The following is a 14,369-nucleotide window of genomic DNA, read 5'->3' on the forward strand; positions in this document are numbered from 1 at the left end:
GGTGCCACCTTGTCGCGCCGTTGCCGTGATAATTGGTCGGACCAATTTTGGGTAAACCAAACGCGATGGCTTGCTATTTTCGTCAGATAAAGCAAATCTGGCGCAAGTCAACGGAATAAGTGGTCTGACCAATTTTGCTCCGGCTGGCGACGTTCGCAGGCGCATGGGAGTGACGATCGACACATGAGTGGCATGATCGGGGACCGCGCCGGGCGGGACGCAAATGCCGATCCGGCGCAGCCGGGATGGGTGGCCACCCTGCGCCGGGCGGCGCGATGGATGGAACTGCGCTCCTTCGGCCTCACGCCGGAGCACTTCACCCTTGCCGAGGGGCTGCGCGCCGCGTTCGCGGTGGCAGTGCCCCTGGTGCTGGTGCTGGCAAGCGGGCGGTACCAATATGGCTGGGCGATCTTCGGCGCCTACTGGACCTGCCTGTGCGACACGCCGGGGCCGCACCGGCTGCGGCGCGCGCTGCTCGCCTTGTTCGTGATCCTCGGCACTCCTGTCGCCTTCATAGGGTCGTGGTTGGCCTCGTTCGGCATCGTGGCGGCGCTGGTCACCGCGCCGCTGATCGTGGTGCTCTCGGCCCTTTTGCCCGTGCGCCTCGCTTATGCCGGCCTGTTGTCGGCGCTTGTGGGCGGCGTCGGCGTGGTGGCGGTGGGCTTCCCCTATCCGGCGGGGCAGGCGGGGGACCTGGCGCTCTCCTTCATGGGCGGCAGCTTCTGGGCCTATCTGCTGGTCAATGTGCTGTGGCGCGTGGATGCCTGGCGCCCGGCGCGGCAGATGAGCGTTGCCGTATTCACCCGGCTGACCGACATGCTGGCCGACATGGTCGCCACGCGAGACGCCCCTCACCGCGATGCGACGTGGCATCCCGGCCATTCCGAGCATCGCCGCGCGGTGCGCTTCGCATTGGAGCGGCTGCGCGCCCTCATCGCCCGTTATGAGCGTGAACCGGAGGCGGACCTGCGCCCCTTCCTGTTGCTGCAGGAGGCGGCGGAGCAATTGTTCAGCGCCGCCATTGCCCTGGAGCACGATTTCATCCTGCGCGAAGGGCCGGCGTGGGAACGCATGGCGGCGGCGGACGCCATGCTGGAGGCTGTGCTTGCTTGCCGCGCGGCGGTCGCGGAGGGTCCACGCGTGGGCGATATCCTCGCCTTGCAGACGGACGCGCTGCGGCAGGTCCGTGCCGCCATGCCGGAGGGACTCGCCGCCGGCTGCCTCCTCGCCACGCAGCAGGCGGTGGGGCTGGTGGCCGCCGCGCAATCCGGCGCAGCTGTCGCATCCGTCCTCCCAACGGTGGCGGCGGATGGCCGCATTCGCTGGCAGGATGCGCTGAAGCAGGGCGTGCGGCAGGCCGCGGCCGTGGTGGTGGTGCTCTACGTCGCCATCGTGTTCCAGTTCGGCTACCCGTACTGGGCGACGCTGGCGGTGGTCATGGTCATGCAGGGTGCGGCGCGGGTTGCCTGGACGCGGGGGCTGGAGCGCATCTTCGGCAGCCTGCTGGGCGGCCTTGCGGCCCTGTGCCTGCTGCTCGTAAGCGACACGCCCGCAACGCTCGCCGGTGCCGCCGTGCTGCTGGCGGGGGTGTCCATCGCGCTGCGCAGCGTCAATTACGCGGTGTTCGTGGTGTTCCTCACCATGCTCTTCATCATCGTGACGGAGCTGGTGCAGCCGGGAGCGGGGATCGGCTCGGCCCGCATCCTCGACAATACGGTGGGGAGCCTGACGGCCGTGCTTGCCGTGCTGCTGCTGTGGCCGGATTTCGGGCCTCCGGTCACCCGCCTGATCGAGGACGGGCTGAAGACCAACCGCGCCTATATCGACGCCGTCCGCGCCGGGCGCGACGAGGGGACCATCGCCGCCGCGCGCCGGGCGGCGGGCCTCGCCAGCATCGCCGCCGAAGTGGCGCTGCACGCCCTCGGCGGTCTGCTGCGCCGCTGGCAGCGCCTGTCCCATGCGGATGCGGCGGCCTTGCGCGAGCTGAGGATGCTCGCTGGCGAGGCGGCTGCCGCCTGGCACCGCCGCCTTGCCTTGGGCTCGCGTCATGACGCGTAGCGCGGCTGGGAGTGGTATTTGGGCTCGTATTCGTCCGGGAAGGTGTGGAGCGAGCTTTCCACCACCGTCACTGCCCCGTCGATGAGCGCGCAGCGCCCGCTGCCCGGTAGGATGCGGCACAGATGGTCCAGCGCCTGACGGTCGGCCGCGACGCCCCGGCCGGTGGCGATGCGGTCCAAAAGACGGGCCATCTGGAAGGTGCCGCACTTGCACGACGGGCATTGCCCGCACGAGCCGTTGGCGAAGAAGGCGACATATTCCGCCACCTTGCGCACGATGCTGGTGCCTTCCGAGATGACGATCATGGCCCCGGTGCCGAGCCGCGACTTGCGGGTCTTCACGCTGTCGAAATCGAGCGCCACGTCGAGGTCGCGGGCGGTGAGCAGGGTGTTGGACGGTCCGCCGGTGAACACCGCCTTGAAGGCGCGGCCATCCAGCATGCCGCCGCCATGGACGAAGACCAGCTCTTCAAGGCTCGTGCCCATGGGCAGCTCGTAGAGGCCGGGATTGAGCACGTCGCCCGACAGCGAAAACAGCTTGGTGCCCGCCGCCGCCCCGATGCCGAGCGCGCGGTACCACGCGGCCCCGTTCTTCAGGATGTGCGGCACGTTGGCGAGGGTCTCGGTGTTGTTGATCAGCGTCGGATGGCCGTCCACCCCGCTCTCGAACGGAAACGGCGGCTTGCGGCGCGGGAAGGGGAAGCCGCCGTCGAGCCAGGACACGATGGCCGTCTCCTCGCCGCCGATATAGCGGCCGGAGCTGGGCGCGACCGTGAGCGTCACCGGCCGGCCCACCGCCTGCGACACCCCGGCGAGGAGGTCGCTGGCGGCCCATTCGTCCACTGCCGAGCGCATCTGGTCGATGCCCTCGGCCTGGTGGGGATTGACGTAGAACACCACGCGGTTTGCCTTCACCGCGATGGCGGCGATGAGCGCGCCCTCGATCACCTGGTGGGGGGTCCAGCGCAGCAGATAGCGGTCCTTGAAGGTGCCGGGCTCGTCCTCGTTGCCGTTGCAGACCACGACTTTCTCGTCGCCGGGCGAGGCCGCGGCGGCGGTCCACTTGCGCCAGGTGGGAAAGCCGGCCCCGCCCATGCCGCGCAGGTCGGCCTCCTTCAGCGTGTCGATGATGGCGTCGGGCCGCGCGATGGCGGCGGCAAGGCCTGCGCCACCGCCGGCGCGGCGCCAAAGCGGCAGGTTGGCACCCAGCTTCAAGGCCGGGTCGAGCAGGACCGTGTTGGCTTTGGTGAGGGGTTCGGGGCTTGTCATGGGGGTCAGCCCTTGTTGGTGCCGGCCATGTGGCCGCGCAGGTCGAAATTTCCGTAGGTGGGATAGAGGATCGGCGAGCGCGGGCCGTCGATCATGCCGGCGTGGCTGAGCTCACGCTGCCAGCGCTGCACATGGTCGAGGCCGAAGCGGCCGGGCAGGACGCCGCCCGCATGGTCCGCCGCCGCCGTGCCGGCCCGCCGGCCGAACACGAAGATGTCCAGCAGGGCATTGCCCATCAGCCGGTTGCGGCCGTGGATGCCGCCCGTCACCTCGCCGGCGCAGTAGAGGCCGGGCACGCTGGATGCGCCGTCGCGGTCGATGGCCACGCCGCCGTTCTGATAGTGCAGGGTGGGATAGATCATCAGCGGCTCGCGGGCCGAATCGACCCCGGCGCGATGGGCCAGATGCGCCAGCGAGACCAGCTGCTTTTTCAGCAGGTCGGGCTGGGTGGCCAGCAGCGCCGGGGTGTCGAGGAATACGCCGAGCCCACCGTCGCGCGACACCCCGCGCCCCTCGGCGCATTCACACAGGATGGCGGCCGTCACCACGTCGCGCGGGGCCAACTCATCGATGAAGCGCTCGCCGAGCCCGTTCAGCAGCTTGGCGCCCACCGAGCGCACAGCCTCCGAGATCAGCCCGCCGGCCAGATGCGGCGGCCAGGCGATGCCGGTGGGGTGATACTGGAAGGAATCCACGTCGCGCAGCCGCGCGCCCATGCGATAGGCGAGGGCGAGGCCGTCCGCCGTGGCGCCGTAATGGTTCGAGGTGGCAAATCCGGTGAGGTGCAGCCGCCCGGCGCCGCCGGTGGCCAGCACCACGGCGCCGGCGCGCACCACGCGGAAGGTGCGGTGCTCCAGATCATAGAGCACGGCACCCGCGCAGCGGCCGCGCTCGTCGGAGAGGAGTTCCACCACGGGCGAGCGATTGAGCACGGTGACGCCGCGATCCAGCTCCACCGCCTCGCGCAGCACCCGCATCATTTCAAGGCCGGTGAAGTCATGGTGGCTGAGGATGCGCGCCGCCGTGGTGCCGCCGGCCCGCTTGCGCATCAGCCGCGCGGCGGGGGCGGGGCCGTCCGCCAGATCGAAGCCAACGCCGAGGCCGATGAGCCAGCGGATCACGTCCGGCGCGTCGCTCACCAACTGGGCCACCAACGGGGGAAAGCCGGCGCCGTGGCCGCCCTTCATGGTGTCGTCGAAGTGGCGGCGGAGGCTGTCGTCCTCGCCGATGGCGGCCTGGATGCCGCCTTCGGCCATCACCGTGTTGCTGTCGCCGATGCGCAGCTTGGCGGCGAGGATGACCTCGGTGCCGGCCGCGCGTGCCGCCAGCGTCGCGGCAGTGCCTGCGCCGCCGCCGCCGATCACCAGCACGTCGGTGGCGATGGGATCGACCGCCACCAGGTCCACGTCGCCGATGAGCGCATTGCCCTCGATGATGCGGGCGAGGGCCGGATGGCACGGCTCGCCGCGATTGGCGCCCACCCGCAGCGGCACGCGGGCGTCCGCGCCGTGGTCCGGGTGGTAGGCTTCAAGCAGCTGTTCGCGCGAGAGGGCCTGCGGGCGCATCACCGGCTCGGCGTCGGGGGTGAGGCGGGCGAGGGCGTCGGCATAGGGGATGGCAAAAGTCGCTGAGTGGGTCATGGCATCACCTCCGCGCCGGGTCGGAGGCGGGTTCGACCTCGGTCCCGGTCAGATCAAGGCAGGCCTCGCCCAGCTCCAGTTCGTTGAGGCGGCGGATGAGGTCGGAGGGGCGCAGGGTCAGCGCGTTCAGGGCGCGGCGGACCATGAGGCCGAGATGGTTGGGCCAGATGCGCTCGGGGCAGGCGAGGGTGCACAGGTTGCACATGACGCACTGGTCGAACACCTGCGCCACGCCGGCGAAATCGCCCGCCACCGCCAGCTCGACCCCGCGCTGCACCTCAAGCCCCTTCGGGCAGGCCCGGTCGCAGCCGCTGCAATGGCGGCAATGGGCGGCCTCGGGAAAGATGTCGGCGACCGCGTCCGACAGGCGCCAGCTGTCGGTGATGGCGGCGATGTCATAGACGTGCGGCTTGTCCGGCGTGAAATAGTCGATGAAGCTCACCTGCATGCCGTCTTCCGCCGGGGTTTCGCAGGCCAGCACTGTGGACACCTGCCGCTCCCCGGCCCGGCGGACCATGCAGCGGCAGGCCCCGCAGACGCCTTGGCCGAGACAGCCCACATTGGCGGTGAGCGGCGTGCCATCGGCGGTGGTGGCCTGGAGGATGGAGACCGGCGCCTCCACCTCCAGCTCGCGCCCGTCGATGCTCAAGCGAATGCGATCACCCATCGGAACCTGCTCCTGTCTCGCTCTTGTTGGGGGCAGGCGCGCGGTTGCCTCTCCCCGGTGGCCCTTGGCACTACAAGGGCCGTGCCAGCCGGGGTGGGCTGAACCAACAGACTGAAATCACACCGACTTCAAAGGGCTGCCACAGGTGTCGGCTGCCAATTTCGTTCGCTCGACCGACGATCCAAGGGTGGCGTCATTCGGAAAGGCGAACACGGCGCCACCGGAACGCGCCGCGGGGGGCTCCGAGGATAGCGGGTGGCGTCGTGGAGGGTCGGAAATCCGGATTTGCGGTCTCTCCAGGTTCGGGTTTCCGAACGTTGGAGGCGCCATGAAATTTGGATCACATCATATAAATCAATAGGTTAATTGCCGACACCCCCATGGCATGGCGCTTGCGAAGCAGGTGTTCGGAAATCCGGCCGAACTGATCCAGATCATGGTGCGCCGCACTCGCCGGCCTAAAACTTTCGTCGCAAACGGGAAGGACGGCTCAGCCGTGTCCATGGCAACAGCAACCATCGAGAAGACGATCGGCGCCGAGAGCGGTATCCGCACCATTCCCTGCCGCTATGCCGGGCGGTGTGGCGGTGCGTGCCGGGAATCGCGCGGGGATGTGCTGGACCCCGCCATCTTCGCCGAACTCGATTGCGTGGCATACCATCGCCGGCGCGGATTTCTCGTGTTTCTGCTGGTGGCCTTCGCTGCCGCGGCCCTGGGCTTCTGGCTCGCCTTCGCCTTCGACCAGCGGCAGGGTCTCGGCGAGCTGAAGACGTTCGGCGACGAGCAATTGCACCGCTGGAGCACGCGGCTGGAGCGGGAGATCGACAAGTTCGGCATCCTGCCGCTCACGGTGGCCATGGACCGGGATGTCACCTCCTTCCTCACCGCGCCCGACCAAAGCGAAAAGCGGGACGCCTTGAGTGCCTATCTCGCCCGCCTGAATGCGGCCGCAGGTACTCAGCAGGTCTTCGTCATCGACACCAAGGGAGAGGTGGTTGCATCGAGCAACTGGCAGGATGCCAAGAGCTTCGTCGGCCGCAACATCTCCTACCGCCCCTATTTCCGGGATGCTCAGACGGGAAAGCTGACCGGTTATTACGCCATCGGCACCACCGGAAACGCTCCCGGATACTATCTGGCGACGGCGGTCGAGGAGAACGGGCGTCGCATCGGCGTGGTGGCGGTGAAGATCGATCTCGAACAGCTTGAGTTCGACTGGCTGAACGGCACCGACGAGCCCATCCTGATGACGGATGCCAATGACATCGTCGTCCTGTCCTCCCGCGAGGACTGGAAGTATCGTAGCCTCGGCCCCCTCGATCCCAAGAAGATCGAGCAGATGAACGAGACCCAGCAATACAACCGCCACATCGTGGAACCGCTGGTCTGGCAGGTCTCGAGCAAAGAGGGCGACGGCCGCGCTTTCATTGTCGCCGGTGACCGGGGCGGCACGCGCACCTATCTCGCCGACAGCCGCTACGTGCCGAGCGTCGCCATGACCCTGACCGTGCTTTCCGACACCACGGGCGTGACCGTCCGGGCCGCCGAACGGGCGACGGTGGCTGCCGTTCTCATCCTGCTCGCGGCGCTGTCTGTGCGCATCGTCAACCAGCGCCGGCTCGCCACCCGGGAGCGGCTCTTGGCCCGCGATGCGCTGCAGGAGGCCTACAATTATCTGGAACGACAGTTCGAGGAGCGCAATCGGCAGCTTCGTTCCGCCAATGAAGAATTACGCCATGAAGTGGTCGAACGCATCAAGGCGGCGCGCCGGCTCCAGTCGTTCCAGGACGAAATGATCCGCACCGAGAATCTGGCGGTGATCGGCCAGCTTTCGGCGGGCCTTGCCCATGAGATCAACCAGCCCCTCGCGGCGCTGTCCACCCTGTCGGAAAACGCGGTGCGGTTCCTGGAGCTGAATGACACCAGCACGGTGCGCCACAATCTGGAGCGCATCTGCGACCTGGTGCGACGCATGGGCGTGCTCACCGGGCAGCTGCGCTCGTTTGCCCGGCGGACCGATGGCGAACTGGGGCCGGTGGATCTTCATCATTCCATCGAAAGTGCGGTGGCGCTGCTGGGCCACCGCATCAAAAAGGAGAAAGTGGATCTCGTGATCCACAAGCCGGAGCGCCCGATCAAGGCGATGGGCGACACCGTGCGCCTGGAGCAGGTGCTGGTGAACCTCATCAGCAATGCCATGGACGCGCTCCACGGCAATGGCGAGCCGCGGATCGAGATCGCCGCCGGCGTTGAGGGCGAGTGGGCGGTGATCGACGTGGTGGACAACGGGCATGGCCTCAGCCGCATCGTGATGGAGAAGCTGTTCGAGCCGTTCTTCACCACCAAGAAGACCAGCGGGCTGGGGCTGGGCCTCGCCATTTCCCAGGACATCGTCCGCCGCTTCGGCGGCGATCTCACCGCCGCCAATACCGACGCGGGCGGCGCCCGTTTCCGCGTCAGCCTGCGCCCCGTCGCCGCTTCGGAGAAAGAACATGGTTGATGCCGATGCCATCGTCATCGAGGATGACGAGGACGTGAAGCTCGGCTGCCTGCAGGCGCTGGCGCTGGAGGGCATCAAGGCCATCGGCTACGATAGCGTCGAGGCGGTGCCCAAGCCCCTGTCGCGGGATTTTCGCGGCGTCATCATCTCCGACATCCGGCTGCCCGGCATGGACGGCATGAGCTTCCTCGCCAAGCTCACCAACCACGATCCCGACCTGCCCGTCATCATGATCACCGGCCATGGCGACGTGGCGACCGCCGTGCAGGCCATGCGCGACGGCGCCTATGACTTCATCCAGAAGCCGTTCGCCTCCCAGCAGCTGGTGAGCGTGGTTCAGCGGGCGCTGGAGAAGCGCCGGCTCGCCATGGAGGTGCGCCGGCTGCGCCGCCAGCTCGCCGCCAAGGGCGATCTGGAAAGCCGCATCGTCGGCCATTCCCCCGCCATCGTGGAGTTGCGGGAACTGGTGCAGAACGTGGCGGCGGTGCCCACCGACGTGATGATCTTCGGCGAGACCGGCACCGGCAAGGAGCTGATCGCCCGCTGCCTGCATGACCTGTCCGGCCGGCGCGGGCCGTTCGTGGCGCTCAATTGCGGCGGGCTGCCGGAAACCCTGTTCGAGAGTGAGATCTTCGGCCACGAGGCCGGCTCCTTCTCGGGCGCCACCAAGCAGCGTATCGGCAAGATCGAATATGCCAATGGCGGCACGCTGTTCCTCGACGAGATCGAGAGCATGCCTATGGCCATGCAGGTGAAATTCCTGCGCGTGCTGCAGGAGCGGGTGGTGGAGCGGCTCGGCTCGAACAAGGTCATCCCGGTGGACTTCCGGGTGATCGCCGCCACCAAGGCGGATCTACTGGAGCTGTCCAAGGAAGGCCATTTCCGGAGCGACCTGCATTTCCGCCTGAACATCGTGACCATCGATTTGCCGGCGCTGCGCAACCGGCGCGAGGACATCCCCCTCCTGTTCGAATATTTCGTCAACCAGGCCGCGACCCGCCTCAACCGCGACCCGCCGCCCATCCGCGAGCAGGTGGTGCGTGAGCTGATCGCCCACAATTGGCCGGGCAATGTGCGCGAGCTGCGCAACCAGGCCGAACGTTACGCGCTGGGGCTGAAATCCGCGCCGGGCCAAGAGGCGGCGGACGGGCCGGTGCCGCTGGCCACCACGGTGGAGAATTTCGAGCGCAGCCTCATCGCCGAGGAGCTGAAGCGCAACGACGGCAACATCTCCCGGACCGCCGAAGCCATGGCCATCGCCAAGACCACGCTGTTCGACAAGATTCGCAAATACGATATCCGGGTGAAGGAGGGCTGAAGGCATATTCTCTGCCCGGCATCTGATCGCAAAAAATAAAACCGCGTTACCGTGACCCGGTAACGCGGTTTTTTGTTTGGGCGCGTGCCGATGGCTCCCGGCCTGCGGGCGAAGCCCGACTGCTTGAACGCCGCGTCCACCAAGGCCTCGCGATGTCCTATCGAATGGATCAAAAAATTAGAAAATATAGATGCTTATGCCAAGGAGGGCAGGGCGTTCCAACTCCGTTCGGGCGGCCGAACGGAGTTTCGGGGCGACGTTCGGAAAACCGGGAAGATAGGCCATTTCCGGCATCATCTTGAATCCAAAAAATCTTTATAATTCAATATATTGAAATGATTATCCGTCCTTGGCACGCCGTTTGCGAAGTCCTTTGCGTAGGCCAGATGGCGTTTTGCCTTCCGGCTCGACATTGCAAGCAAGGACAATCTAAAATGGCCACCAATAACCTCGCGAAGATCGAGAAGGCTCCCAAGAGCAACCTGTCCGGACTGAACCTGTTGCATGATCCGGTCCGCAACAAGGGCACGGCCTACACCCGCGACGATCGCCGCCAGCTGGGCCTCGAAGGCCTGCTGCCCCACGCTGTCGAGACCCTCGACCGCCAGGTGGAGCGCGTGCTCGAGCACCTCGACCACGTGAAGGACGAACTGGACCAGTACAGCTACCTGATGGACCTGGAAGCCCGCAACGAGACGGTCTTCTACAAGGCTGTCATGTCGGATCCCAAGCGCTTCATCCCGATCCTCTATGATCCCACTGTGGCGGATGCCTGCGAAGCCTTCGGCAACCTGTATCGCCGCCCGCGCGGCATGTACATCACCCGCCACATGAAGGGCCGCATGGCCGAAGTGCTGCGCAACTGGCCGCAGAAGGACATCCGCTTCGTGTGCGTCTCCACCGGCGGCCGCATCCTCGGCCTCGGCGACATCGGCGCCAACGGCATGGGCATCCCGATCGGCAAGCTGCAGCTTTACACCGCCTGCGCCGCCGTGCCCCCCGACGTGCTGCTGCCGGTCCTGTTCGACATCGGCACCTCCAACGAGCACCTGCGCGCCGACCCCTTCTATCTTGGCACCCGCGAGGCGCCGGTGTCTGAAGCAGAACTCGACGAGCTGACTGAAGAGTTCGTGCAGGCCGTTGCCGAAGTCTTCCCCGGCTGCTGCGTCCACTTCGAGGACTGGAAGGGCACCGACGCCATCCGCATGCTGGACCGCTACAAGGACAAGATCCTCTGCTACAACGACGACATCCAGGGCACGGCTTCGGTGGCGCTCGCCGGCATCGCTGCGGCCATGAAGCAGACGGGCGGCAAGCTCAAGGACCAGCGCATCCTGTTCCTGGGTGCGGGTTCCGCGGGCCTCGGCATCTCCAAGCTGATCGCCGCCGAGCTGCAGACCCTGGGCCTCTCAGCTGATGAAGCCCGCCAGCGCGTCCGCCTGTTCGACGTGAACGGCCTCGTCGAATCCTCGCGTTCGGACCTGACTGAAACCCAGAAGCTGTGGGCGCAGAACGAGAAGCCCACGAACAACTTCCTGGAGGTGATCGAGAACTTCAAGCCCACCATCCTGATCGGCGTCTCCACCAAGCCGCGCGCCTTCACCAAGGAGGTGATCGAGGCCATGAGCCGGCTCAACGACCGTCCGGTGATCTTCGCCCTGTCCAACCCGACCCACAAGGCCGAGTGCACCGCCGAGCAGGCCTACACCTGGTCGAAGGGCAAGGCGCTGTTCGCCGCCGGCGTCCAGTTCGATGAAGTGGCTTACGACGGCAAGACCTATCGTCCCGGCCAGGCCAACAACTTCTACATCTACCCGGCCATCGGCCTTGCCACCTACGCCGCCCGCCCCAAGCTGCTGAACGACGAGTGCTTCATCGTCGCCGCCCATGCCACGGCAGACCAGGTGGGTCCCTCGCTCCAGGCCAAGGGCATGCTGTTCCCGAGCCAGGAGCACATCCTGGAGGTTGAGGTCACCACCGCGACCCGCGTCGTCGAATACATGTTCGACTCCGGCCTCGCGACCGTCGAGCGCCCGCGCGAGATCCGCTCCTGGATCGAGAGCCTGCTCTACGCCCCGGCCTACTGAGACGCGCCCTCTCCTACGGTCGAGACGGGAAGAAAGCCACTCCGCTCAGGTTGTCACAGCCTGAGCGGGGCGTGCTCCGGGCTGCCTTGGCCGGAACATCGGACATGCCATCATGAACTACTTCGTCGGAACGCTCCAAAAGTATCCGGAGATTGCGCTTTTCCTGACCATCGGCATCGGATTCTGGATCGGGAACCTGAAGCTTGGAAAGTTCAATCTCGGCGTCGTCACCAGCACCTTGCTGGCCGGCCTTCTGGTCGGGCAGATCGGCATCAAGCTGCCCAGCGTCATGCAGTCCACCTTCTTCGCCATGTTCCTGTTCTCGGTGGGCTACGCGGTGGGGCCGCAGTTCATCCGCGCGCTGAAGAGCGACGGCCTGCCCCAGGTGGTGTTCGCCATCCTCATCTGTCTTGCCGGCACGGCGACGGCGATCGTGCTGGGCAAGCTGCTCGGCTACAACGCCGCGCTCACCGCCGGCCTGCTCTCGGGCGGCTACACCAACTCGACCGTGCTCGGGGTGGCGGCCGACCTCATGAACCAGACCGGCCTGCAGCCTGACGAGCTGAAGGCGGCGCTGGCGCTGCTGCCGGTGGCCTATGCGGTGACCTACCCGTTCGGCACCATCGGCTCGGCCTTCATGCTCGCCAACATCGCGCCCAAGGTGCTCGGCTTCGACCTCGTGAAGGTGTGCCAGGACTATGAGCGCGAGCACGGCGGCAACAAGATCGGCACGACGGCCTATCGCGAGTTCTCGGCCCGCGCCGTGAAGCTTGCCAACACCGGCCTGGTGGGCAAGACGGTCGAGGACGTGGAGAAGATGTTCCACAACGAAATCTTCGTCCGCCGCATGCGCACCTCTGCCGAGGGCCCGATCGTCGACTGCAAGCGTGACACGGTGCTGACGGAAGGTGCGATCCTCGCCGTCTCCGGCGGCCTGTCGGCTCTGCTCGCCTACGCCGATGAGTTCGGCCCCGAGCTGAAGGACGTGCCGCTGCTCGACTTCTCGACCGAGCTGCTCGACCTCGTGGTCACCAACAAGGCCTATGCGGGCAAGACCCTGGGCGAGCTGATCCATACCCTGTTCGGGGAGCCCGGGCGCGGCGTGTTCCTCACCAAGTTCACCCGCTCGGATGTGGCCATGGCCATGGGCGAACAGGTGAAGGTGCAGCGGGGCGATGTGCTCACCATCCTCGGCGCCAAGGCGGACGTGGCCAAGGTCGCCAAGGTGCTGGGCTATGCCGACCGTCCCGTGGAAGGCTCGGACATGGCGTTCATGGCCTTCGGCATCGTGTTCGGTAGCCTCATCGGGGCCTTCACGATCCGTATCGGCGGCATCCCGCTGTCGCTGGGCACCGCCGTGGGCGCCATCGTGGCCGGCATCATCTGCGGCTACCTGCGCTCCACCATGCGCACCTTCGGCCACATCCCCGGGCCGGCCATCTGGGTGTTCAACAACGTGGGTCTCAACGGCTTCATCGCCTGCATCGGCCTCAACGCGGCGCTGGGCTTCGTGGGCGGCATCCAGAACTACGGCCTCACCCTGTTCCTGGCCGGTACCCTCGTTACCCTGGTTCCGATCATCGTCGGCCTGCTGCTGGGACACTTCGTGTTCAAGTTCCACCCCGGCATCATGCTCGGCGCCGTGGCCGGTGCCCGCTCCACCACAGCCGCCCTCGGCGCGCTGCAGGAAGCCTCCAAGAGCAACGTCCCGGTGGTGGGCTATGCCACCGGCTATGCGGTCTCCCGGCTGGTGATGGCGCTTTTGACCATCGTGGTGGTCAACGCCTTCTGAAGGCTGCCCGGGACTGACCCTCGATGCCGCCGTCCCTTAGGGAGGGCGGCATCCGGGCCTTCAAGGATTGATCCCTTCTCCAACACGATACGGGGCTCGCCATGGAATTCCGCCCGCTGCGCTCGTTCGTGGAGGTCGTTCGCAAGGGCGGCTTCTCGCAGGCCGCCAAGGCCGTGTTCACCAGCCAGTCAGCGGTCAGCAAGGCGGTGAAGCAGCTGGAGGCGGAGGTGGGCGTGCCGCTGCTCGACCGAATGGGGCACCGCAGCGTACTGACCCCGGCGGGCGAGGTGGTCTATCGCCGCGGCGTGAAGCTGCTGGCCGACCGCGCCGACCTGCTCGCCGAGCTGGACGAGATCCGCGGACTGCGGCGCGGCGTGCTGCGGCTGGGCCTGTTGCCGGCCTGCAGCAGCGCGCTGTTCACGCCGCTCCTCGCGATCTATCGCCAGCGCTTTCCCGACATCGAGGTCCGCCTCGTCGAGCGCGACAGCGCGCAGCTTGAGGACGACCTTCGGACCGGCGATATCGACATGGCCGGCACCCTGCTTCCGATTTCGTCGGATTTCGAGTGCGAGCCGCTCAGCCGCGAGCCTCTGGTGGCGGTGCTGCCATCGGGCCATCCGCTGGCGACGCAAGCAACCATCCGGCTCGCCGACCTCAAGGACACGCCGTTCATCGTGCTGGAGAGCGGCCTTGCGCTGCACCGGATCGTGCTCGACGCCAGCCGCCGCGCCGGCTTTGTGCCGAGCGTCGCGGCGCGCAGCAGCCAGATCGACTTCACCATGGAACTGGTGGCAGCGGGGCTGGGCGTCGCCTTCCTGCCGCGCATGATCGCGGCGCAGAGGCATGACGGCGCGGTCTGTCAGGTGGCGCTTGCCGAGCCGGAGCTGGAATGGAGCATGGCGGTGGCCTGGCGGCGCGGTGCCTACCTGTCCGATGCCGCCAGCGCCTGGCTCGACCTCGTCCGCGAGCGCCGCGGCAAGGCCTGAGCCGGGAGGTGCCGGCTTCTCCGGTGGAACCGCCCCCGACCGACGCCGGGGGC

Annotated in this window: 9 protein-coding genes; 6 read left to right on the forward strand and 3 right to left on the reverse strand. The window is 67.0% G+C overall.

What is annotated here, in order from left to right:
• Positions 1-183: 183 nt before the first annotated feature.
• Positions 184-2,058: an FUSC family protein gene (locus FZ033_RS18780; protein WP_149577603.1), complete on the forward strand. Its 1,875-nt coding sequence runs from the start codon at positions 184-186 to the stop codon at positions 2,056-2,058.
• On the opposite strand, the gene FZ033_RS18785 is transcribed toward FZ033_RS18780, so the two are convergent.
• The 3 genes from FZ033_RS18785 to FZ033_RS18795 are packed head-to-tail and all read right to left on the reverse strand — an operon-like array spanning position 2,046 to position 5,633.
• Positions 2,046-3,326, reverse strand: coding sequence for a complex I 51 kDa subunit family protein (locus tag FZ033_RS18785; RefSeq protein ID WP_149577604.1), 1,281 nt, complete (start codon positions 3,324-3,326; stop codon positions 2,046-2,048). The two genes, FZ033_RS18780 and FZ033_RS18785, sit on opposite strands and share 13 nt — an antisense overlap.
• Positions 3,327-3,331: 5 nt before the next feature.
• The gene (locus FZ033_RS18790; RefSeq protein ID WP_149577605.1) at positions 3,332-4,966 is read right to left on the reverse strand and encodes an FAD-binding protein; all 1,635 of its coding nucleotides are present in this window, start codon (positions 4,964-4,966) and stop codon (positions 3,332-3,334) included.
• A gap of 4 nt (positions 4,967-4,970) precedes the next feature.
• Positions 4,971-5,633 carry a 4Fe-4S dicluster domain-containing protein gene (locus FZ033_RS18795; RefSeq protein ID WP_149577606.1) on the reverse strand — a complete coding sequence of 221 codons (663 nt, stop codon included), beginning with the start codon at positions 5,631-5,633 and terminating at the stop codon, positions 4,971-4,973.
• Between the two features lie 502 nt (positions 5,634-6,135).
• On the opposite strand from FZ033_RS18795, the gene FZ033_RS18800 reads away from it, so the two are divergent.
• The 5 genes from FZ033_RS18800 to FZ033_RS18820 all read left to right on the forward strand — a co-directional run bounded on the left by FZ033_RS18800 (position 6,136) and on the right by FZ033_RS18820 (position 14,316).
• A complete protein-coding gene (locus FZ033_RS18800; protein ID WP_149577607.1) occupies positions 6,136-8,133 on the forward strand; it encodes an ATP-binding protein in 1,998 nt (665 codons plus the stop codon).
• On the forward strand, positions 8,126-9,451 hold the full coding sequence (locus FZ033_RS18805; protein WP_149577608.1) for a sigma-54-dependent transcriptional regulator: 1,326 nt from the start codon (positions 8,126-8,128) through the stop codon (positions 9,449-9,451). Before FZ033_RS18800 ends, FZ033_RS18805 begins: the two co-directional genes overlap by 8 nt.
• A 434-nt stretch (positions 9,452-9,885) precedes the next feature.
• A complete protein-coding gene (locus FZ033_RS18810; RefSeq protein WP_149577609.1) occupies positions 9,886-11,538 on the forward strand; it encodes an NAD-dependent malic enzyme in 1,653 nt (550 codons plus the stop codon).
• A 112-nt stretch (positions 11,539-11,650) separates the two neighbouring features.
• Positions 11,651-13,330: an aspartate:alanine exchanger family transporter gene (locus FZ033_RS18815; protein WP_149577610.1), complete on the forward strand. Its 1,680-nt coding sequence runs from the start codon at positions 11,651-11,653 to the stop codon at positions 13,328-13,330.
• 101 nt (positions 13,331-13,431) lie between these two features.
• Entirely contained in the window at positions 13,432-14,316 is an 885-nt protein-coding gene (locus FZ033_RS18820) for a LysR family transcriptional regulator (RefSeq protein ID WP_149577611.1), read from the forward strand.
• Positions 14,317-14,369 lie beyond the last annotated feature (53 nt).

It is taken from the genome of Xanthobacter oligotrophicus, assembly GCF_008364685.1.
Lineage (GTDB): Bacteria > Pseudomonadota > Alphaproteobacteria > Rhizobiales > Xanthobacteraceae > Xanthobacter > Xanthobacter oligotrophicus.